The organism is Microlunatus elymi (assembly GCF_007362775.1).
Classification (GTDB): Bacteria; Actinomycetota; Actinomycetes; order Propionibacteriales; family Propionibacteriaceae; genus Microlunatus; species Microlunatus elymi.
Map to the genome: position 1 here is coordinate 564,211 of NZ_CP041692.1, position 20,983 is coordinate 585,193.

Consider the following 20,983-nt stretch of genomic DNA (forward strand, 5'->3'; position numbering starts at 1 on the left):
CGTACCCGGATCATTTCTTCACCGCCGCCTCGATCATCGCCTTGGCGATCGGCGCCGCCAGGGCACCACCGGCGATGTCCTGGCGGGGGATGTCTGCGTCCTCCACCATCACCGCCACCGCGACCTGCGGGTCGTCCGCCGGGGCGAACGCGGTGAACCAGGCGTACGGTTTGCGGTCCGGCGCCGACTGCGCCGTGCCGGTCTTACCCGCGACCAACATCTGGGGGATCTGTGCCGCGGTGCCGGTGCCGTTCTGCACCACGTCGACCATCATGTCGGACAGCTCCTTGGCATTCTGCGGGCTCATCGCCTCGGAGATCTCCTTGGGCTTGGTCGTGGACAGCACCTGCAGGTCGGGCGAGCGGACCGAGGAGACCAGGTACGGCTCCATCACCTTGCCCTGGTTGGCGATCGCGGCCGACACCATCGCCATCTGCAACGGGGTTGCGGCGACCTCGTACTGACCGATCGCCGACTGCGCCAGCTCGGACTGATTCAGGGTGTCGGGGAAGACGCTGGCTACGCCGCCGACCTCGTCCAGGTGCCGGGCGTCGAAGCCGAACTTGACCGCCTGCTCGCGCAGCTTGTCCTCGCCCAGGTCGAGTCCGAGCTGGGCGAAGGCGGTGTTGCAGGAGACGTCCAGCGCACGGGTCAGGGTGATCTTGGCCCCACCGCAGGAGGACTTGTTTTCGTTGTAGAGATAGGTGGTCGTGCCCGGCAGCAGCAGCCGATCGGGTGAGGCGACCATGGTGTCGGGCTTGGCACCCTGCTCCAGCGCGGCCGCCGCGGTCACCAGCTTGAACGTCGACCCGGGCGGATAGATCTCCCGCGCGACCCGATTGCGCATCGGCCCGGATGGATCGTTGATCAACTTCGTGTACGCCTTGTCGGCGGCGCTGATGTCGTGGGAGGCGATCTTGTTCGGATCGAAGCTCGGACTGGTCACCATCGCCAGTACGGCGCCGGTCTTCGGATTGATCGCGACCGCAGCACCCTTCTGCTTGCCCAGCGCGTCCGCTGCGGCCTTCTGCACGTCCGGGTCGATGGTGGTCTGCACACTGGCACCCTGCGGCGCCTGGTTGGTGACCATGTCGATGATCCGGCGGACGAACAGGCTGTCGTCGGTGCCCGCCAGCTGAGTGTTGTACGAGTCCTCCAGCGCGGTGTTGGCGTGGTCGTAGGAGAAGAAGCCGGTGATCGGGGCGTACAACTTGCCGTGCGGGTAGATCCGCTGGTACTTGAACCGATCGTCGGACGGCTTGCTGTAGGCGATCGGGGTGTCGCCGGCCAGGATCGAACCGCGATTCTGGGCGAAGTCCTCGTCCCGGGCGCGCCGGTTCAGCGGGTTGGCGTTCAGTGACGACTGCTGGAAGACCATCAGGTACGTGCCATTGGCGAACAGCAGTCCGAACAGCACCATGATCAACACGGTGACCCGGCGGATCGGTCGGTTCACGGCTGCCTCCTCTCACCCGGCCGGACGCCGCCCGGCGCGGTGTCGCCCTGCCGCAGGTCGGTCGCGGTGTCGTCGGCGGTGTCGAAGTGTTGGGTCACCTCGGTGTCGTCCGGGCTGAGCTGCGCGGGTTCGTTCGGCGTCCGCTGCTGATGATCAACCCGCTGCTGATGATCAACTCCGTAGTGCTCACCCGGTCGCTCGACGATCAACTGACCCTCACCGATCACCTCGGTGGTGGCGACCGGTTTGCGGACCTGGTGACTGATCACCAGCAGCAGTCCCATCACCGTCCAGTTGGCGATCAGCGACGAGCCGCCCTGGGACATGAACGGGGTGGTCAGGCCGGTCAGCGGCAACAGCCTGGTGACACCGCCGATGATCAGGAACACCTGCAGGGCAAAGGAGAACGACAGACCGGCCGCGAGCAGTTTGCCGAACGGCTCCCGGCAGGCCAGCGCGGTCCGCAGGCCGCGGGCGATGATCAAACCGTAGATCAGGATCACGGCGAACAACCCGGCCATGCCGAGCTCCTCGCCGATCGAGGTGGCGATGAAATCGCTGCGGGCCAACGGGGTCAGGCCCGGCCGGCCCTCGCCCAGGCCTCGTCCCAGCAGGCCGCCCCAGGCCAGCCCGAACTGGGCCTGGATCAGCTGCCAGGACTGATCCGGATCGCTGAACGGATGCAGCCAGGCCGACACCCGAACCCGTACGTGAGCCCGCAGCAGGTAGCCGCCGACGGCACCGATCGCGAACAGTACGGTGCCGATCACCGCCCAGCCGGGCCGCTGGGTGGACACGTACAACATCATCACGAACATGCCGAAGAACAGCAACGAGGTGCCGAGATCGTTCTGGAACACCAGCACCAGCAGGGTGGCTACCCAGACCAGCAGGATCGGACCAAGATCACGAGCTCGGGGCAGATCGATGCCGAGCACCCGCCAGCCCGCCAACGCCAGCACATCCCGCTTCTCCACCAGATAGGAGGCGAACGCGACCGCCAGCAACACCTTGGCGACCTCGGCCGGCTGGAAGCTGAACGGACCGATCTGGATCCAGATCTGGGCGCCGCCGATGTTGCCCCGGCCGAGCCCCGGAACCAGCGGCAGCAGCAACAGCACCAGGCCGATCAATCCCAACGTGTACGGGAATCCCTGCAGTGGCCGATGGTCCCGCAGCACCACCGCGGCGGTGATCAACAAGGCGATGCCGAGCGCGGTCCAGATCAGCTGGGACGAGGCACCGTTGGTCGGCGGATCGTTGATCAAATCGATCCGGTGGATCATCGCCAGCCCGAGCCCGTTCAACAGTACGGCGCAGGGCAGGATCACCGGATCCGCATACGGCAGTCGCCAACGGATCGCGGCGTGCGCCAGCAGGGGCAGCAGGAATCCGATCACCGCGACGGTGGTCAGGTTGTCCGGCAACTTGCCGAGCACGTTGATGTCCACCTGCACGTAAGCGGCCAGGCCCAGAGCACTGGCGAAGATCACCAGCAACATCTCGACGTTGCGGCGTTTGCGGGGAAGCACGGTCACCGTGCCGGCGGCTGCGGTGCTCATCTCAACACTTGTCCCCGCCGGGCAACTGCCCCTGTGTGGTCGAACTCGATGTGCTGCTCGGCGACGCGGGAGCCGAGCTGGTCTTCGGCGCCGACGACGTCTTGGTGGTCGCCGACTCGCTCGGGGAGGACGTCTTCCCGCCGGGTTTCGGTTTGCTCGACGTTTCCTTGCCGGACGGGGATTTCGACGAGGTCGGACTGGACTTCGTGCTCGGACTGGTCGAGCTGCCCGGCGTGGTCTGACTCGCGGCGCAGCGATCCGCGGTGTCCTGCAGTTGCTGCACGGTCGCCCGGGCCGAGTCCAGCGTGCCGGTGTCGATGGTCTGGCGGACCATGTCCTGGTAGTACGGCGGCAGATCGTCCAGGGGAAGGTCCTGCACCTCGTACACCCGCGACAGCTGGACGCCGAGCACGGATTCGTTCAGGCCTTGATAGATCGCCACGTTGCTGGTGATCGCGCCGACGTAGTACTGGGTTCGGATCCAGCCCAACCCTGCCGCGGCTGCGGCGGCGATGATCAAGATCACTGCCAGGGTGAGAATCAGCGGACGACGCCAGCGGCGCTTGCTCGGCGGCTGCGGGTCGTAGCGGTCCTCGTCGTCGCCGTCGTAGCCCTCGTCGTCGTCGTAATCGTCGTCATCATCACCGTCGTCGCCGGCGTCGACCGAACGCTGGGCTACCCGTTCGCGGATTTCGCTTTCGTAGGCAGGGATGTCGCGTTCGGCGGCCGCGCCGATGATCTGCAACGCGTCGATCGGTCCGGCGACCCGATGGGTGGTGCCCCCTGACTGATCAACATCGGCCTGATCAGAATCGGACTGATCAACATCGGACTGATCAAGTTCGATCCGCGGGTGGATCGCGGTGGCTTCCGCATCATCGCCGAGGGCCTCGATCACGTCGGCGATGATGATCGTGATGTTGTCCAGGCCGCCGGCTCGGTGCGCGGCCGCGACCAGCCGGTCCATCGCCTCATCCCGGCTGGTGCCGGCCAACGCTTCGGCGATCAGGTCGTCCTCGACGAATCCGCACAGTCCGTCGCTGCACAGCAGCAGCCGATCGCCGGGCTGCACCGGCACCGTACTGAGGTCGGGTTCGTTGGCCGGCTGCCCGTTCAGCACCTTCAGCAGCAGCGAACGATGCGGATGGGTGGCAGCCTCCTCCTCGTTGATCTTGCCGTCGTCGATCAGTGACTGGACCCAGGAGTGATCATGGGTCAACCGGCTCAATTCGCCGTGGTGGAAGAGATATCCGCGGCTGTCGCCGATGTGCGCGACGCCGACACTGCTGCCGTCGAGCACCGCAGCGGTGACCGTGGTGCCCATGCCCTCCAGGGCGTAGTCGGTGGCCACCAGATCGGCGATCCGGGTGTTGGCGGCCGAGATCGCCGCCGACAGCCGGCCCAGCCGGTCCGGTCCGTCGCCGGCTTCGACGGCTGGATCGGTCGCCTGCTCGGACTGAGCGCCGGCAGCTGCGGAGTCGGCCTCGGCGAGAGCCTCTCGCTCGGAGGCGGCGACACACTCGACCGCAACCGCCGACGCAAGATCACCGGCGGCGGCGCCGCCCATCCCGTCGGCGACCATCAACAACCGAGCCGAGACCAGGCCGGAGTCCTGATTGTTCTTGCGGACCAGGCCGATCTCGGAGTGCGCGAGATACTCCCACGCCAGGGGCTGGGCCCCTGAGCTGCGCTCCGTCATCCGCCTACGTCTCCAACTTCAGGACGGTCTTGCCGATCCGTACGGTGTCCTGAAGCGTGATCGTGGTGGGCGCGGTGATCCGCATGCCGTTGACGTAGCTGCCGTTCGTTGAGCCGAGATCCTCGATGTAGATGCCGTTCTCGCCGGCCACCACCCGCGCGTGCCGGGTCGAGACGTAGTCGTCGTCCAAGATCAACTGGCAGTCCGCCCCGCGGCCGATCATGATCATCCCACCGGCCAGTTCGGCCTGGATGCCGGCGTTGGGCCCGTTGGTGATCGACATCACCCGCGGCTGACCCTTGCTCTTGCGGGACTTGCGGGGCCGTTCCGGATTCTGCAGCTGCTGACCGGGCCCGGTCGGCACGGCTCGGCCGAACAGATCGTTGCGGATCACCGATGCGACGAACAGGATGAACAGCCAGAGCAGGGCCAGGAAGAGCACCTTGACCACGGTGAGGGTGATTTCGGACATGGTCGTTCAGCCCTCGATCGGAGCGTGCGGCTCGACCGGGGTGTGCACGAGCATGCGGGTGTTGCCGAGCTCGATCCGAGAACCCTCGCCGACGGGCGCCTGCTGCACCCGGCGCCCGTCAACCACCACGCCGTTGGTCGAACCGAGGTCGATGATGTCCATGTCCAGCCGGCCGCCGCGGTCGAACACCCGCAGCTGGGCATGCCGACGGGAGACGCCCGGATCGTTGATCCGCAGGTCCGCCTCGGTGCCGCGACCGATCACCAGCCCCGGCGGCTGCAGCGGATGCCGCATGCCGTTGACCTCCAGCACCATCCGGGAGCGAGTCAGGGTGGATACCGGCGCGGGTTGCGCGACCGCGGGCCGGTCCTGGCCGGCCGGCTCGCCGACCGCCGAGGAATTCACCGTGAAGCGGCCGGTCGGCAGCGATTCGTCCAGCTCCAGGTGGATCATGATCGGTCCGTTGAAGATGTAGCCCATGTCGGCGGCGTGCTGCTTCAGTTCGGGCAGCAACTCGTTCATCAGGGTCTTGCCGTACGGGGCCAGCCGGTCGTAGTCGTGCCGGGACAGCCGGACCACGAACTCGTTGGGCACCAGCCGCCGGTCGCGGGACATGAGCTTGGCCTCGGCGTCGAGCTCGCGTTGCAGACGGGCGGCGATCTCCACGGGTTGCACGTCGCCCTTGAAGGCGCGGGCGAAGACGCCGTTCACCGCGCCCTCGATGCGCCGTTCGAACCGGTCGAAGACTCCCATGCCCCTCCCTTCCTGCTCCCTGTCCTGGTGCCTGGTACTCGCTGTTCTGGTCTCGTGCGCGCCCCGCCCCCGCCGTCCTCGGGCGGCTGATTCGGTCCGCGGTCGACTCGGGAATCTATCCGCACCGGGAGTACTTGTGATCACAACCCGCCCGGCGCCAACGTTGATCGTAACCGTGCCGACGGACGGGTCCTGAATCTATGAGATGTCCCTGTGTCGCCGCATCGGCCCAGCGGTGTCGGCGCGTCGGACCACGGTCGGTGACTTCGCCGTAGGGTTCGGAGCGGCGTGGCAGCGGCTGCACAGTCCGGCTGGGATGGCGCGAAAGTCCCGCTCGTGCTGGAAGTTCGGCAGGTTCTGGGCGGGGCGGCAGCTCGATGCGACACCGACCGGCATGGCGTGTTAACCTTCTGCGGCGGTTCGCGTGGAGTTCCACGCGGCGCAGGCGCGAGTGGCGGAACGGCAGACGCGCTGGCTTCAGGTGCCAGTGCCCGAAAGGGTGTGAGGGTTCAAATCCCTCCTCGCGCACAACTCAGCATCACTGACCAACAGGCCCGAACCCCGTACAAGGGTTCGGGCCTCTTGCCAGCCGCACCCGAAATCTCCGGACGGCACCACAGCCGCGCGCAGAACCTGCCGCCGCACCCGAAATTTCGGGTGCGGCGGTCGATCTTGGGTGCGGCTGTTCCCGATCGGGCGGTTTGGGGTGCGGCGGATGCGGCAGGATGAGCGATCTGAGTGAATCGTCGCCGCAGTCAGGCACCGAAGGGCAGGAATGTGACCGAGATCGACTTCCAGGACGAGGCGCGGGCCATCCATCCGGAGCTGGTCGCGCTGCGACGGCTGCTGCACCGCAATCCCGAGCGCGGCAATCAGCTGCCGCAGACCCAGGCTGCGGTGCTCCGGGCGCTCGACGGATTGCCGCTGGACGTCACCACCGGCACGTCCCTGACCTCGGTGGTTGCTGTGTTGCACGGCACAAGCCACGTCGGCTCGGTCGAGGCGCACGGTACGCGGCCGACCGTGTTGTTGCGGGCCGACATGGACGGGCTGCCGGTGGTCGAGGAGACTGGCCTGGACTACGCGTCGGTGAACGGGTCGATGCACGCCTGCGGGCACGATCTGCACACCGCCGGCCTGGTCGGCGCCGCCCGGCTGCTCAGCGCCCACGTCGATCAGCTCCCCGGCGACGTCGTCTTCATGTTCCAGCCCGGTGAGGAGAACCCGGGCGGTGCCGAGCCGATGATCGCCGAGGGCCTGCTGACGATCACCGGACGCAAACCCGACGCGGCCTACGGCATCCACGTTTTCACCAGCGAGCCCGCCGGCCAGTGGATGCTCCGGCCGAACACGCTGATGGCCGGCTGCCTGGAGTTGATCATCACCGTGCACGGTCGCGGCGGCCACGGCTCCACCCCGTACGCCACCGTCGACCCGGTGCCGGTCGCCGCCGAGATCGTGTTGGCGTTGCAGAGTTACGTCACCCGGCGGGTGAACGTCTTCGACCCGGTGGTGATCACCGTCGGCGAGATCCATGCCGGTACGGCGATGAACATCATCCCGGACGTGGCGACGTTGACGGCCTCGGTGCGGGTGCTGTCCAAGGCGTCGGCTGCCCAACTGGACAAGGATCTTCCACGGCTGGCCGAGGGCATTTCCGGCGCGCACGGCTGCACCGCCGACGTGACGCTGCGTACCGTCTATCCGGCCACCGTCAACGATCCAGCCGAGACGGCTTTCGTGGTTGATGAATTGAGCCGGCTGCATGGCACGGATCGAGTCGTGATCATGGATGAGCCGCGGATGGGCTCGGAGGATTTCTCCTTCGTGCTGGACGAGGTGCCGGGCGCCTATTTCTTCCTCGGTGCGCATCCGGATCCGCTGCCCGAGGTGCCGCCGACCAATCATTCGGCCAAGGCGCTCTTCGACGACGCGGTGTTGGCCGATCAGTCCGCCACCCTGGCCCAGCTGGCCTTCACCAAGATCGATCTGCTGGCGCGCGCAAGCCTTGCTTGACTCCGTACCAGGTTCAATCCCGGTCCTCACGGCGGGGAATACCCCGTCGGGCGCCACGGACGGTTACCCTGAGGCCGTCGAACGCCAGCACGTAGAGAGAAATCGTCAGCCATGCCGCGCATCCTGATCCGATCCGCCAAGGACCCGTTCCTGGCTCTGTCGCCCGAGGCGTCGTTGGCTCGCAACGTTTTTGCCAGCAACTCGGGCAACATGCTGTTCGCCGAGGCGGTGCACAAGCTGCTGTCGGTGCCGGGCACCGAGGTGATCTCCAGCGGGTACGTCACGGATCGGGTCGAACTCTCTCAACTGCCGGAGACGATCGAGAAGATCAACTCCGAGTACGACGCGTTCGTGATCCCGCTGGCCAACGCCTTCCGGCCGTCCTTCCGCGGCCAGCTGCAGCGGCTGACCCGGCTGATCCGGCGACTCGACATACCGGTCGTGGTGGTCGGGGTCGGCGCCCAGGCCGGATCCGGCGCGGTGGAGCTGCCGGAGTCAGAGCGAGACATCGCCACGAAGTTCCTGTCGGCGGTGCTGGACAAGTCGGCGAAGGTCGGCGTACGAGGTGAGATCACCAGGCGTTGCCTTGCCTCGTTGGGATTCGGCGACGAGCACATCGAGGTGATCGGCTGTCCGTCGCTGTTTGCGCACGGCCGGGACCTGACGGTGACCAAGAAGGCCGCGGGCCTCACCGAGGACAGCCCGATCGCCGCCAACCTGACCCTGTCCCAGGTGAGGGTGGCCAAGATCATCAACCGGGCCACCGAGCGCTATCCGAATCTGATCTACGTCCCGCAGACCATCGACGAACTGCGGATGCTGTTGTGGGGTGTGCCGCACAGCAAACTACTGGATCCCGAGATGCCGGCCCGCCTTGATCATCCGCTCTACCGGCAGAATCGGATGCGGTTCTTCCTCGATCCGATCGTCTGGCACCGATTCCTCGCGGAGCGCGAATTCGCTTTCGGGACAAGGATTCACGGCAACATCGCGGCCTTGTCGGTCGGCACGCCGGCCTATCTGCTGGCCTTCGATTCACGTACCACCGAGCTGGCCGACTACCACGCCATCCCGTACGCGTCGGCTCGGAAGATCGCACCCGACACCGATCCGGCCGAGCTCTACGAGCGGGCGGATTTCGGTGCCTTCAACAGTCGCCAGCCGGAGGCGTTCGATCACTACCTGCGGTTCCTGGAGAAGAACGATCTGCAGCACATTCACCAACCGGGCAACGAGAATCCGGACTTCGGTGAGCGGCTGGCGGAGATCAACTTCCCGGCCGGCGTCGGCAGTCCGTACGTCACCGGAGCCGAGCAGACCGAGCAACTGCTGGGCCGGCTGCGCTGGCTGTACGGCGGTCCGGACGCGGACCGCGAACGTAGCTTCGGCGCGTATCAGCCGGAGCCGTTCGGTCCGCTGCCCGCACCCGGCATCGCACCCGTTGTTTCTGCGCCAGCGGCGAAGCCGGCGGCTGCGGCTCCGGTCGGCCTGGGCGGCAGGGTCAAGCGACACCTACGTCGTACGCTGCACCGATTCCGTGGCTGAGAGCAGGGCTTCGCGGCCAGAAATCGGGTTGTCCCCGGGGGCAGAATCATAGGTGTGAGTACCTACCGCCGCTATGTGGCGATCGGTGACTCAGCTACCGAAGGTCTCCAAGACTTCGACCAGAACGGGGCCTATCGGGGCTGGGCCGATCGCCTTGCCGAACACATCGCAGCCGCTCAGGACGAGCCGTTCGAGTATGCGAATCTGGCCATCCGCAGCTTGCGTGTGCACGAGATTCGGCAAACCCAGTACGAGGCCGCGTTGAGCCTCGAACCCGACCTGCTCAGCATCACGGGCGGAGTCAACGATGTGATCGGTCCATGCCCCGACTACGGGCAGTTGGCCGCGGACTTCGACGTCATGTTCGGCACCGCCGCGGACCGTGGCATCACCGTCTTCACCTTCGTGATGCCCGACCCGACCTTCCTGAATCCGTTGGGCCGCTACGCCCGTCGTCGGGTGATGATCTTGAACGACATCGTCCGTGCGGCTGCCGCGAACACCGGTGCGCTGCTGCTCGACCTCTCCCAGTTCGAACTGGCGACCGATCCACGGCTCTGGTACGAGGACGGTCTGCACGGCAACTGGCTCGGGCACACCAAGATGGCGGAAGCCTTTGCGCACCTGCTCGGCATCGACGGCTTCGACCACTGGGCCGACCCGCTGCCCGGACCGCCGCGTCGCCCGCACGCGCTGGAGAAGATCGGCGCCGACCTGGACTGGGCCGTGCGCTGGTTCGGCCCGTGGCTGGGACGCGGCATGGTGCACGTCCCGCACGGCAAGGGTGTGCTGCCCAAGCGTCCACTCCCCGAACTGGTGCAACGAACGCACTGACGGTCCAAGCCCCTGAGCTTGTCGAAGGGCCGGCAACCCGATCACCGAACCCGGCTCACAACCGCCGCAGCTGCTCGATCAGATGATCATGAAACCCGGCGGCGTCGACGGCAACCGCGACCTCGGCGTTCGCGACCGGCGCGTTTTCCTTGTCCACAACGTCTTTCCCGACGTATTCGGTGAGCATCGCCCCGCGCATCCGATCGCCGGTCTCGACCTGGACGAACGCGGGCTGGAACGTCAACAGCTCCGGACGGGTGACCGTAGCGACCGCCAGCGGATCGTGCATGGCACAGGAGTTGCCGGACGCCTGATCCTGATGCAGGTGGTCGATCCAGGCCACGGTGTATTCGCCGGCGAACGCGGCGAACGGCCGTTTGTCGGCAGCCAGGCTCAGCGCTTCCTCGCGGGTGAACAGCACCTGCAGCGTCACGTCCAGACCGACCCAGCGTGTCGGGACCTCGGCGTCCAGCACGATCGCCGCCGCCTCGGGATCGTTCCAGATGTTGAATTCGCCCGGCATCGACGCGCTGTGGGTGTGGCCGTCGAAGACGCCGCCCATGATCACCAACGACTTCAGCGAACGCGCGAAGTCGCGATGCAGCCGCAGCGCCAACGCCACGTTGGTCAACGGGCCGACGGCGACCAGGGTGATCTCGCCCGGATGGGCCAGCACATGATCGACCATCGCGGCCGCGGCCGGTTGCGGCCGCGGTTCACGTACGACGACACCTTCCGGGAGGGAGCCGACCCGGGCTCGTGGCCGAAGCAAGGGCCGGTCCGCGCCCCGATACACCGGCAGGTCCGGATGACCCAGCCGGTCCAGCAACTCCAGTGTCAGCGCGGTTGCCGTGGCCGCGTCGGTGTTGCCGTTGACGGTGGTCACCAGGTCGACCTGGATGCCCGGGTCGGCCAGCGCCAACGCGAGCGCGAACCCGTCGTCGATGTCGCTGCCGGGGGCGCCCATCGCCAGGTCCACGTCGAGCATGATCCGTTCCACCATGGGCTCCACCCTCTCAGCCTCCTCCGAGTTGTCAGCATCACAACGCGCTATAGCGCCCCGTAACGCTGACAGGTCGGGGTCAGGTGAAGAGGGACTGGCCGACGTATTGTCCGGGTTGGGTGCCGGGTGGGATGGCGAAGATCGCCGAGCCGGTGTGCTGCAGATACTCGGCCATCGCGTCGCGTGCGACCTTGTTCTGAATCGGGATGTAGTGCGTACGAGGATCGGTCACGTAGGCCATGAAGAACAGCCCGGCATCCATCCGGCCCAGCCGGGTGCTGCCGTCGAAGAAGTTGTAGCCGCGGCGGAGCATCTGCGCGCCGTTGTTCTGGCTCGGGTGGGCGACGCGGACGTGGGAGTCGGTGGCGATCATCGGACCGCTGCGGCCCTTGAGCTCGAAGTCGGGTCTGCTGAATTCGGTGCCACCCGACAGCGGCGCCCCCTCGGCCTTGGTCCGGCCGATCACGGTTTCCTGCTCCCGCAGGGATTGCCGGTCCCAGGTCTCCACACTCATGTTGATCTTGCGCGTGATCAGATAGCTGCCGCCGGCCAGCCAGTTGGCACGCGGGTCGGCGCCGCGACGTACCCAGACATGATCATCGACGTCCTGACGATGTTCGGCCTTCAGGTTGGCGGTACCGTCCTTGAAACCGAACAGGTTGCGCGGGGTCTGCTGGCTGGTGCTGGTGGAGGAGGTACGTCCGAAGCCGAGCTGGGACCAGCGCAGCGCCACCGTACCGAAGCCGATCCGGGCCAGGTTGCGGATCGCGTGCACCGCCACCTGCGGATCGTCGGCGCAGGCCTGGATGCAGAGGTCGCCGTCGCTCTGCTCGGCCACCAGTTGATCACCGGGGAAGTGCGGCAACCGCTGCAGGGCAACCGGCCTGCGTTTGTTGATCTTGAACCGATCCCGGCCGCGATCATCGAGGAAGAGTGACGGTCCGAAGCCGAAGGTGATGGTCAAACCGGACGGCGGCAGACCGATCGCCTCGCCGGTGTCGTCCGGCGGCGCGTCGTAGTCGCCGGAGGTGGCACCGATGCTGCCGGCGCCCTGTCCCTGCGTCATCCGTGCGGCGGCCAGCGTCCACGCCTGGAGCAGGGCGATCAACTCCGTACGGGAGGCGGTGGTCACGTCGAAGGCGGCGAAGTGCAACCGATCCTGCGCCGGCGTGACGATGCCGGCCTGATGCTCGCCGTGGAAGGGGTACGTCCGGTCGCCGGGGGTCGGCTGCTGGGGCTCCTGCTCCCGGCCCGCCGCGATGGCGGTCCCGCCGGCCATCCCGATCCCCACACCGGCAATCCCTGCACCGGCAGCGAGGAGCCCGCGCCGCCCGACCACGGACTCTTTCTCCCGCGCCATGATCAACAACCCGCGAATCAGACCACGGCTGCGGTCAGCTTGGACAGCGGTTCGGAGAGCGCGTTGACCGCGTCACTGAGCTGCTTCACCTGAGACTGGCTGAGCTCGTCGTAGCTGACGAAGCCGTCGCCGGAACGCTGTTGATCAAGGAGTTTCTGCAGCGCGGCGAAGCGGTCGTCGATCTGCGCGTCGAGCTGAGGGTCGCGGCTCTTCAGGATCGGCCGCAGTCCCTCGAAGGCGACCTTGGCGCCGTCCACGTTGGCCTGGAAGTCCCACAGGTCGGTCCGCGACCAGTACTCCTCCTCGCCGGTCACCTTCCCGGTGGCCACCTCGTCCATCAGGCCCTTCGCGCCGTTGCCGATCTGATCAACGGTGAAGTTGATCTTGCGGGTGCGGTCGTACAGCGTGTGGGTGTTGGCCACCAGATCATCGGCGTAGGCCTTGCACTGTGCTGCGGTGAGCGGCCGGTAGCGCTTGGCCCGTTCCGGCCACAGGTCCTTCTCGATCCGGTGCCAGCCGGTCCACTTCTGACCCTGCTCCAGATCGGCCTGACGCAGATCCATCTTCGGATCAAGATCACCGAACGACTCCGCGACCGGCTCGATCCGCTCCCAATGCACGCGGGCCTTCGGATACAGCGCCCGGGCCTGATCGTCCTTCCCGGCGGTGTAGAGCGCGGCGAACTTCTCGGTCGCGGTGACCAGTTGCTCGGTCTGATCCTTCACGTAGGCGGCGTACTGCTGATTGGCCTGATCCACGAGTTGGCGATCGTCCGCGGTCGCTTGGCTGGGCTGACCGGAGTCGGAGACGGTGAATTCGGCCCGGATGCCGTCGCCCACCATGCCCGGCTTGCAGGCGGTGAAGTACTTGCCCGGCGTTGCCGAAACCACCAGATCACGGGTCAGTCCCGGCCCGATGTTCTCCACCTCGCCGATGATCCGCAACCCGTCGCTGCCGAGCAGGTAGAACTCGTTGATCTTGCCGCCGTCGTTCTTCACCGAGAACCGCAGGGTGCCCGAAGGCGCGGTGGCGGCGGAGATCGTGCAGGCGTCGTCGTTCGCCTGCACGCTGAGGGCTCGGGCGTCGCTGCCGTCGTCGGCCGAACGTCCGGCGTTGTTGTCGGTGCAGGCCGCCAGGGGTAACGCCAGCAGCGTGATCGCGGTGGCAGCCAGCGGCAGCCGGAATCGCGTCAGGCGACCCGGCGTACGGAAGGTGATCATGAATGGGTCCCCGAGGGTTGAGCGGTTGCGGTGGTGGCAGGGCGCGGTCGATGAGCCCTCCGGGTGCGGAGAACGAAGATCGTCATCACCGGGACGACGTAGCAGAGCCACACCACCAGCTGCAGGACGGTGGTCGCCGGGGTGAAGTTGAAGATTCCCTTCAGCAGCGTTCCGTACCACGAGGTGGGCGGGATGGTCGCGGACACGTCGAAGGCGAGATTGTTCAACCCTGGCAGGATTCCGGCCTCTTGCAGGTCGTGTACGCCGTAGGAGAGCACGCCGGCCGCGACGATGATCAGGAAGCCGCCGGTGTAGCTGAAGAACTTGGACAAGTTGATCTTGAGCGCGCCGCGATACATCAGGTACGCGAGCACGATCGCGACCGCGATCCCGGCCAGCGCCCCGAGCGCCGGCCCGGCCGCACTGCCACCGGCCGACGTACTGGCCTGGGTTGCGGCCCAGAGGAAGAGTGCGGTCTCCAGACCCTCCCGGCCGACCGCCAGCGCGGCCACCACGGCCAGTGACCAGCGTGCGCCTTCGGCCGCCCGGTCGAGTTGACCGCGCAGTTGGCCGGACAGTGACCGGGCCGCGCCGGCCATCCAGAAGATCATCCAGGTGACGAACCCGACCGCGATGATCGACAACGACCCGCCGATGGCCTCCTGGGCCTCGAAGCTGAGGCCCTTCGGCCCGAACGTGAGCAGTGCGCCGAAGCCGAGTGAGATCAGCACTGCGACAGCGACACCGGCCCAGATCCGCGGCAGCAATCGGCGCCGGTCGCTCTTGACCAGATACGCGATCAAGATGCTGACCACCAGCGCGGCTTCGAGCCCTTCGCGCAAGCCGATCAGGAAGTTGGCAATCATGGTGGGCGGGTTCCTTCGTTAGATGAGGCTCGCCTAACCTAAATCTATTTCGCCCGGACTCGCAACATGTCCACCCTGTGACCTGGACGACTCACCCCAAAGGGTCCAGAGTCCGTCGAAGGGCCGTGAACCTGACCAAGGGTCCTGAGCAAGGCGCGCGGACCGAGAACACCACCCACGTACTCAGCGAGGAACCGGCGGGAACAAGTCGTCCGGCAGCGAATCGCCGACCTCGAGGCCGAGCGGATCGGTGCAGACATGCCTGCGGCCGTCGTACCTGGTGTCCCGGTCGATGTAGATGTTGACGTGTGCGAAGCGGAAGTCGTCGGTGTCGTTGGCATTCGCGGTGTGCGGCGTGTAGCCGTTGTGGAAGGTGACGTCGCCGGCCCGCAGCGGGATGGTCACCCGGCGCCGGTAGATCAGATCCGGCGCGGCCTCGAAGAGGTCGTGCGCGTCGGTCAGGTCGATCGCGCGGATGTCATGACGTTCCTGCTGTCCACCGATGAAGGTCATGCAGCCGCGTTCCACCGGTACGTCCACCAGTGCCACCCAGGCCGACAACGCGTGCCGACAGCCGGCATGGGGCCAGTACGGCGCATCCTGATGAAATTCGGTCGGCGTCTGGTTGTGCGGCGGCTTGATCAACAACTGGTCGTGCCAGATCCGCAGCTCGATGCCGGCCAGTTGAGTAGCCAATCCGGCCAATCGGGAGTCCAGCGTGAGCTCACGCAGCGTTTCGTCGCGCTGCCAGATATTGACCACCTGCTTGAACATTCTGTTGTTCGGATCGAGCCCTTGCTCTCGGCCGAAGACGTCGCGGGCCGCTTCCCGGTAGCGTTCGACCTCGTCGGGTTGCAGAACGCCCGGGATGTGGACGAAGCCGTCGGCGCGGTACTGCTCGATCGTCGTTGCCGACAACTCGGCTGACACGCCTGCTGCGGGGGCTGCGGTGCTGATGTTCGTCATGGCCCCATCGTCGCCGTGCGATCCCGCGAATCGCTAGGACGCGGCGGGAGATTGATCAGCACAATCCTGCTGCCAACCTCGAGCGCCCTCGTCTAGGCTCGGCAGCGATGGCGATCACCCGCATGCGTCGGGCCGAGGTTTTCGGTGATGACGCCTATCCGCTGTACAGCGACCGGCGACTGCTCGAGGCGCCGGTGGCCGCGCATGCGCACGACTTCTGCGAGATCGCGCTGATCGTGTCCGGCCGGGCCGTCTACCGCACTCGGCACGGCAGCCGGGAGGTGGCCGTCGGAGACGTGGTGGCGGTCCGCTCGGGCAGCTGGCACGAGTACCGGTCGGTGGTCGATTTCGACGTGCTCAACATCTATCTCGGCCAGGAACTGTTCGCCGCCGACCTGGCCTGGGTGCTGGACTATCCGCCGCTGACGAACCTGATCTTCGGCAGCGGCGATCTGCGGCTCCGGCTCACGTCCGCGGCAATTGATCGAGCCGGCGGCTGGTTGGAACAGTTGTCGGCCTGCAACGAACATCCCGAGACGGTGCAATCTCTCCAACAGCGCAGCCTGCTCGGCTGCGTGTTCGCCGAATTCGCCGGCGGCGCGACCGAACTGCTGCATCCCGGCGGCCCGACGGCGCCGATGAGTTCGGCCACGCGCGCCGCCCTGCTGGCGATGGCGAACGATCCGGCGCGGTCCTGGACCGCGGCCGACCTGGCGGCGATCGCCGGGGTTTCGCCGTCCCATCTCCAGCATCAGTTCACCGACCGGCTCGGTGTCAGCCTGCTGGGTTGGCTGAACCACTATCGAGCCGAGCAGATGGCGGTTCGGCTCGCGGCGACTGGCCAGTCGGTGGCTCGCATCGGTTCCGAGGTCGGCTGGACCGATCCGAACTACGCGGCCCGGCGCTTCCGGTCCACCTACGGCATGTCACCCAGCGAGTATCGGCAGCGGTTCGCCTTCACCGCTGATCCGTGATCATGATCATCTTCGATCCCGTACGGTGGTGCTCGTGTCCGCCGACCAACGGAAGTCACCGACCGAACCGCAGCGCGGAAACCGACCGCCGGCGCACGGACGCCGGCGGATCCTGATCACCGGCGCCTCCTCCGGTCTCGGTGCGCAACTGGCCCGGATCTGGGCCGACGACGGCCGCGATCTTGCCCTCTGCGCCCGCCGGCTGCCGGAGCTCGAACGACTCCGCGACGAGCTCCTCGACCGGCATCCGCACAGCGTGGTCCACGTGTATCAGCTCGACGTCAGCGACGCCGAGGCCACCGAACGGGTGGTCGAGCGGGCGGTTGTTGATCTTGGTGGCCTGGATCGGGTGGTCGCCGGCGCCGGCATCGGGATGGGCGCTCGGGTGGGCAGCGGCCACGCCGACGTCAACCGCCGGGTGCTGACCACCAACGTGATCGGGACCTGGAACACCGCCGAGGCCGCGATCCGGCACTTCTGGGATCGGCAGGACGGCCACCTGGTGATCATCTCCTCGATGGCCGCGCTACGCGGATTCGGCGGCGCGATGGCGGCCTACTCGACCAGCAAGGCCGCGATCGCCACCCTCGGCGAGTCGTTGCGGTCCAGTCTGGCGCGGCGGCCGATCACGGTCAGCACGATCTTCCCGGGCAACATCGACACCGCGATCAACGCCGGCAACCCGGACAAGAAGTGGTCGGTGCCGCTGGAGGTCGGGACAGCCCAACTTGCGGCGGCGATCGAGGCCGAGCCCGCCAGCGCGTACGTGCCGCGCCGGCCCTGGGCCTACGTCGCGCCGATCATGCGGGTTGCGCCGCTGTCGGTGGTACGCAGGCTGGTCGGTTAGCCGGATGCTGTCCGGTGGGCGAGGCTTCAGGCGCCGATCGCGCGGCGGCGTACCAACTCGCCCTTGGTGAACTGGCCGATCTGATAGGTGGACAGGCCGTCGACGACGGCGCCGACTCCGCCGCCGACCAACGGGATCCGGCGCGCCACCAGCAGCGGCAGGTGCTTGCCGCCGACCCTGGCCACCAACCCGCCGACCACCGTCTCGGAGACCCGCTCGTCCAGAGCCGGGTCGAAGACCGGTGCGGTGGCGACCGCCATCGGCGACGTCGGCAGCTTGCCGCCGGCCACCCGACGGCCGATCGATTCACCACCGAGCAGGCACATCACCATCGCGGTCCGCACCCGGCGGTCGTCGATGTCGTACCCCCGCAGGTGGGCGATCGCCGCGATCATCCGGACCTGCACCACGGCCGCTCCGACGATGTTGGCCGGGATCGCCACCGGCGCCATCACGATGCCGCCGAGATTGGTGACGAAGCCCTGCGCGGTGCCCAGGCGGACGTGGCTGTCGATGATCGACTCGATCGCGTCGTCCACCGAGCCCAGCCGTTGCAGGTGCTTGACCGCGGTGCTGCGCGCGCTGGGGAAACGTCCGGTGCCGTCGATGGCGACCGTGACGATCCGCCGCAGGGCGACGCCCGCCGCCTGCGGTCCGGTCGTAGTCACCGGCTGCGCCAGACGCGCCACCGCACGTCCGACATCCTTGGCTGACGGCATCGATCCTCCGAACTCGAGCTGGGCGCCCGGCCCGGCGCGCCACCAGCGTACGTGGCCGGGCTGGTGGCTGCCCGTCCACCGGAAATCTCGGCGGCGGCTGTCTCCTCCGGCCGGATCAGGTTGTCGGAGTCGGCTGTGAACCACGCGGCGGCCGTGCCAGACTCTGCAGGCGTGCCGAGTTCTACAGACCAGTCGTCGGTCTTCGGGCCGCCCGGGCGCTGGCCGCAGAGCGACTTGATCGGCATGTCGGAGGAATTCACCCCGGAGCTGGTGGTGGCGGCGTACCGCAGCGGTGTGTTCCCGATGCCGCAGCACGGGTTTCGTGGCCGAGAGCTGATGGGCTGGTATTCCCCGCTGGATCGCGGCATCCTCCCGTTGGACGGGCTGCGGGTGACGCGTTCGCTGACCAAGATGATCAAGCGCTACCGGATCACCGTGGACACCGCCTTCGAACAGGTGCTGATCCGCTGCGCGGATCCGAGCCGGCCCGGCGGCTGGATCGACGACCGGATCGCGACCGTCTACACCCTCCTGCATCGGGCCGGCATCGTGCACTCGGTCGAGGCCTGGACCTCCGACGACCAGCTGGCCGGCGGACTGTACGGGGTCAGCATCGGCGGGCTGTTCGCCGGCGAATCGATGTTCCACGATCCGGTGATCGGCCGCGACGCTTCCAAGGCGGCGCTGGTCGGCCTGGTCGACATCCTCCGCATGGACGCCCGGCCGCGGCTGCTGGACGTGCAGTGGCAGACCCCGCACCTGGCCGGCCTCGGCGTGATCGAGATCGACCGTGACGATTACCTCTGCCGCCTCGCCGCAGCACTTGAACTCCCGTCCCCACGCTGGCCGAAGGGTCCTGCCAACCCCTCGTGAACAGAATCGCCCGCTGATTGCCCGATATCGGCCCGAAATCCCCGATCCGGCACGTTCAGCGGGCGATTCTGTTCGCCACACCGAATCGACTCGGTCTCCATCAGCCAGCTCATAGCATCGTCGCGTGCCCAGTACACCTATCCGCCAGGACGATCGCGGCTACCTGCAGGAGTCGCGATCGCAGGTGCTGCGCTGTGTCGACGCACTCGACGACTACCAACTCCGGCACCCGATGACTCCGACCGGCACCAATCTGCTCGGCGTCGTCAAGCATCTGATCGGGATCGAGGCGGGGTATCTCGGCGCCTGTCTGGGGCGGCGACCGTTTCATCTACCGTTGCCCTGGATCGCCGACGAATCCGCCGAGCCCAACCGGGACATGTGGGCAACCGAAGACGAGAGCCGCGACTACATCCTCGACCTGTATCGCCAGGCATCGGCGCACTCCGACGCCGTACTCGACGAGGTCGGGTTGTTGGCAGCGGCGGACGTGCCTTGGTGGCCGGAGGAGTCGCGGGCAACAACCGCAGCAGCGCTGTTGTCCCGAGTCCTCAAGGACACCGCGATGCACGCCGGCCAACTCCAGATTCTGCGGGAATTGATCGACGGTCGAGCCGGTAGCGATCGAGACGATGCCGGCGACGATGATTGGTGGGCTGCCTACTGCGGTCGACTGGAGGACGTGGCGCTGCGGTTCTCGGGATAGACCAGTTTGTCCGAGCTTCCGGAACCCTTGCCGAGGTTCTTCGCATTTGACCGAGGTTGCGGGCCCCATTCCTGCTGATCTTGCGCTGTTGGCTCGGACAAGCACCAGAAACCTCGGACAAGCCGACGCGATCGGAACGGAGAGTGTCGGTGGGGCCGACGATAATGGCGGGCATGCCGGAGATGCCCGAGGTCGAGTCGCTGGTGCGGTTCCTCGATGTACGGCTGCGCGAGCGAGTGATCGCGCAGGTCGAACTGGCTGCGTTCAGCGCGCTGAAGACGTACGATCCGCCGCTGGCTGCGCTGTACGGGTTGTCGGTCGATTCGGTCAGCCGGCACGGCAAGTTCATCGACATCGACGCCCAGGGCGTGCACGTGATCTTCCACCTGGCCCGAGCCGGCTGGTTGCGCTGGCGCGACGAGCTCACCGACAAGCCGCTGCGGCCGGGCAAGGGACCGATGGCGCTGCGGGTCCGGCTGGACGACGACTCCGGCTTCGATCTGACCGAGGCGGGCACTCAGCGCAAGCTGGCGGTGTACGTCACCACCGATCCGCAGGCGGTGCCCGGCATCGCAACCCTCGGGCCGGATCCGCTGGCCGAGGACTTCACCTCCGAAACGCTGGCAGGCCTGCTGACCGAGGCCGGCCGGGCTCAGTTGAAGGGCGTGCTGAAGGATCAGCGGGTGATCGCCGGCATCGGCAACGCGTACTCAGACGAGATCCTGCACGCCGCCAAGCTCAGCCCGTTCCGCGCAGCCAACTCGCTGACCGAGGACGAGCAGGGGGTCCTGTTCGCGGCGATCAAGTCGGAGTTGGCCGATGCGATCAAGCGCTCCGAGGGGCTCGCGGCAAAGGATCTGAAGTCGGAGAAGAAGTCGGGCATGCGCGTGCACGGCCGGACCGGCGAGAAGTGCCCGGTGTGTGGTGACACCATCGCCGAGGTGTCGTTCGCGGACTCGTCGCTGCAGTACTGCCCGACCTGCCAGACGGGCGGCAAGAAACTGGCCGATCGTCGTCTCTCCAGGCTGCTCAAGTAGTCGGTCGACGTCCGCTCGTCCGGCTTGTCGAGCGGTAGCTGAGCTCGAGGCGTCGATCTGGGCCGACGGCTGCGG

18 protein-coding genes, 1 tRNA gene and 1 pseudogene are annotated in these 20,983 nt (G+C 67.1%); 9 read left to right on the forward strand and 11 right to left on the reverse strand.

The window, feature by feature from the left end:
* Positions 1-10 precede the first annotated feature (10 nt).
* The 5 genes and pseudogenes from FOE78_RS02430 to FOE78_RS02450 all read right to left on the reverse strand — a co-directional run bounded on the left by FOE78_RS02430 (position 11) and on the right by FOE78_RS02450 (position 5,942).
* The gene (locus FOE78_RS02430; RefSeq protein ID WP_143984906.1) at positions 11-1,456 is read right to left on the reverse strand and encodes a peptidoglycan D,D-transpeptidase FtsI family protein; all 1,446 of its coding nucleotides are present in this window, start codon (positions 1,454-1,456) and stop codon (positions 11-13) included.
* Positions 1,457-1,698: 242 nt separating this feature from the next.
* A pseudogene (locus FOE78_RS02435) lies at positions 1,699-3,018 on the reverse strand (FtsW/RodA/SpoVE family cell cycle protein); the annotation flags it as partial.
* Between the two features lies 1 nt (position 3,019).
* Complete coding sequence (locus FOE78_RS02440) at positions 3,020-4,717, reverse strand: PP2C family protein-serine/threonine phosphatase (RefSeq protein ID WP_143984908.1); 1,698 nt, start codon at positions 4,715-4,717, stop codon at positions 3,020-3,022.
* Positions 4,718-4,721: 4 nt separating this feature from the next.
* Positions 4,722-5,189, reverse strand: coding sequence for an FHA domain-containing protein FhaB/FipA (locus tag FOE78_RS02445; protein WP_143984909.1), 468 nt, complete (start codon positions 5,187-5,189; stop codon positions 4,722-4,724).
* A gap of 6 nt (positions 5,190-5,195) precedes the next feature.
* Complete coding sequence (locus FOE78_RS02450; protein ID WP_143984910.1) at positions 5,196-5,942, reverse strand: FhaA domain-containing protein; 747 nt, start codon at positions 5,940-5,942, stop codon at positions 5,196-5,198.
* Between the two features lie 445 nt (positions 5,943-6,387).
* Here FOE78_RS02450 and FOE78_RS02455 point away from each other — a divergent pair.
* From FOE78_RS02455 to FOE78_RS02470, 4 genes are all read left to right on the forward strand, one after another.
* A tRNA-Leu gene (locus tag FOE78_RS02455) sits at positions 6,388-6,470 on the forward strand.
* A 249-nt stretch (positions 6,471-6,719) separates the two neighbouring features.
* Positions 6,720-7,958, forward strand: a complete 1,239-nt coding sequence (locus tag FOE78_RS02460; protein WP_228266013.1) for a M20 metallopeptidase family protein — start codon at positions 6,720-6,722, stop codon at positions 7,956-7,958.
* 111 nt (positions 7,959-8,069) lie between these two features.
* The gene (locus tag FOE78_RS02465; protein WP_143984911.1) at positions 8,070-9,503 is read left to right on the forward strand and encodes a polysaccharide pyruvyl transferase family protein; all 1,434 of its coding nucleotides are present in this window, start codon (positions 8,070-8,072) and stop codon (positions 9,501-9,503) included.
* Positions 9,504-9,557: 54 nt separating this feature from the next.
* A complete protein-coding gene (locus FOE78_RS02470) occupies positions 9,558-10,337 on the forward strand; it encodes an SGNH/GDSL hydrolase family protein (RefSeq protein WP_168207337.1) in 780 nt (259 codons plus the stop codon).
* 55 nt (positions 10,338-10,392) lie between these two features.
* Here FOE78_RS02470 and FOE78_RS02475 read toward each other — a convergent pair whose 3' ends face one another.
* The 5 genes from FOE78_RS02475 to FOE78_RS02495 form a co-directional block, all read right to left on the reverse strand.
* Complete coding sequence (locus tag FOE78_RS02475; protein WP_143984913.1) at positions 10,393-11,340, reverse strand: nucleoside hydrolase; 948 nt, start codon at positions 11,338-11,340, stop codon at positions 10,393-10,395.
* Positions 11,341-11,419: 79 nt separating this feature from the next.
* Positions 11,420-12,700, reverse strand: coding sequence for an iron uptake transporter deferrochelatase/peroxidase subunit (efeB, locus tag FOE78_RS02480; RefSeq protein WP_143984914.1), 1,281 nt, complete (start codon positions 12,698-12,700; stop codon positions 11,420-11,422).
* Positions 12,701-12,717: 17 nt separating this feature from the next.
* A complete protein-coding gene (gene efeO, locus FOE78_RS02485) occupies positions 12,718-13,920 on the reverse strand; it encodes an iron uptake system protein EfeO (protein ID WP_143984915.1) in 1,203 nt (400 codons plus the stop codon).
* Positions 13,917-14,786, reverse strand: a complete 870-nt coding sequence (gene efeU, locus FOE78_RS02490; RefSeq protein ID WP_143984916.1) for an iron uptake transporter permease EfeU — start codon at positions 14,784-14,786, stop codon at positions 13,917-13,919. Before efeU ends, efeO begins: the two co-directional genes overlap by 4 nt.
* Before the next feature lie 183 nt (positions 14,787-14,969).
* Positions 14,970-15,752, reverse strand: coding sequence for a phytanoyl-CoA dioxygenase family protein (locus tag FOE78_RS02495; RefSeq protein ID WP_143984917.1), 783 nt, complete (start codon positions 15,750-15,752; stop codon positions 14,970-14,972).
* 107 nt (positions 15,753-15,859) lie between these two features.
* Between FOE78_RS02495 and FOE78_RS02500 the strand changes: the two genes are divergently transcribed.
* Positions 15,860-16,726, forward strand: a complete 867-nt coding sequence (locus FOE78_RS02500; protein ID WP_143984918.1) for an AraC family transcriptional regulator — start codon at positions 15,860-15,862, stop codon at positions 16,724-16,726.
* Positions 16,727-16,760: 34 nt separating this feature from the next.
* On the forward strand, positions 16,761-17,573 hold the full coding sequence (locus FOE78_RS02505; protein WP_143984919.1) for an SDR family oxidoreductase: 813 nt from the start codon (positions 16,761-16,763) through the stop codon (positions 17,571-17,573).
* A gap of 26 nt (positions 17,574-17,599) precedes the next feature.
* Here FOE78_RS02505 and FOE78_RS02510 read toward each other — a convergent pair whose 3' ends face one another.
* Complete coding sequence (locus FOE78_RS02510; RefSeq protein ID WP_143984920.1) at positions 17,600-18,292, reverse strand: EcsC family protein; 693 nt, start codon at positions 18,290-18,292, stop codon at positions 17,600-17,602.
* Positions 18,293-18,463: 171 nt separating this feature from the next.
* Between FOE78_RS02510 and aat the strand changes: the two genes are divergently transcribed.
* The 3 genes from aat to FOE78_RS02525 all read left to right on the forward strand — a co-directional run bounded on the left by aat (position 18,464) and on the right by FOE78_RS02525 (position 20,908).
* The gene (gene aat / locus FOE78_RS02515; protein ID WP_228266014.1) at positions 18,464-19,165 is read left to right on the forward strand and encodes a leucyl/phenylalanyl-tRNA--protein transferase; all 702 of its coding nucleotides are present in this window, start codon (positions 18,464-18,466) and stop codon (positions 19,163-19,165) included.
* A 124-nt stretch (positions 19,166-19,289) separates the two neighbouring features.
* Positions 19,290-19,871, forward strand: coding sequence for a DinB family protein (locus FOE78_RS02520; RefSeq protein ID WP_143984921.1), 582 nt, complete (start codon positions 19,290-19,292; stop codon positions 19,869-19,871).
* Positions 19,872-20,044: 173 nt separating this feature from the next.
* Positions 20,045-20,908: an Fpg/Nei family DNA glycosylase gene (locus tag FOE78_RS02525; RefSeq protein ID WP_143984922.1), complete on the forward strand. Its 864-nt coding sequence runs from the start codon at positions 20,045-20,047 to the stop codon at positions 20,906-20,908.
* Positions 20,909-20,983 lie beyond the last annotated feature (75 nt).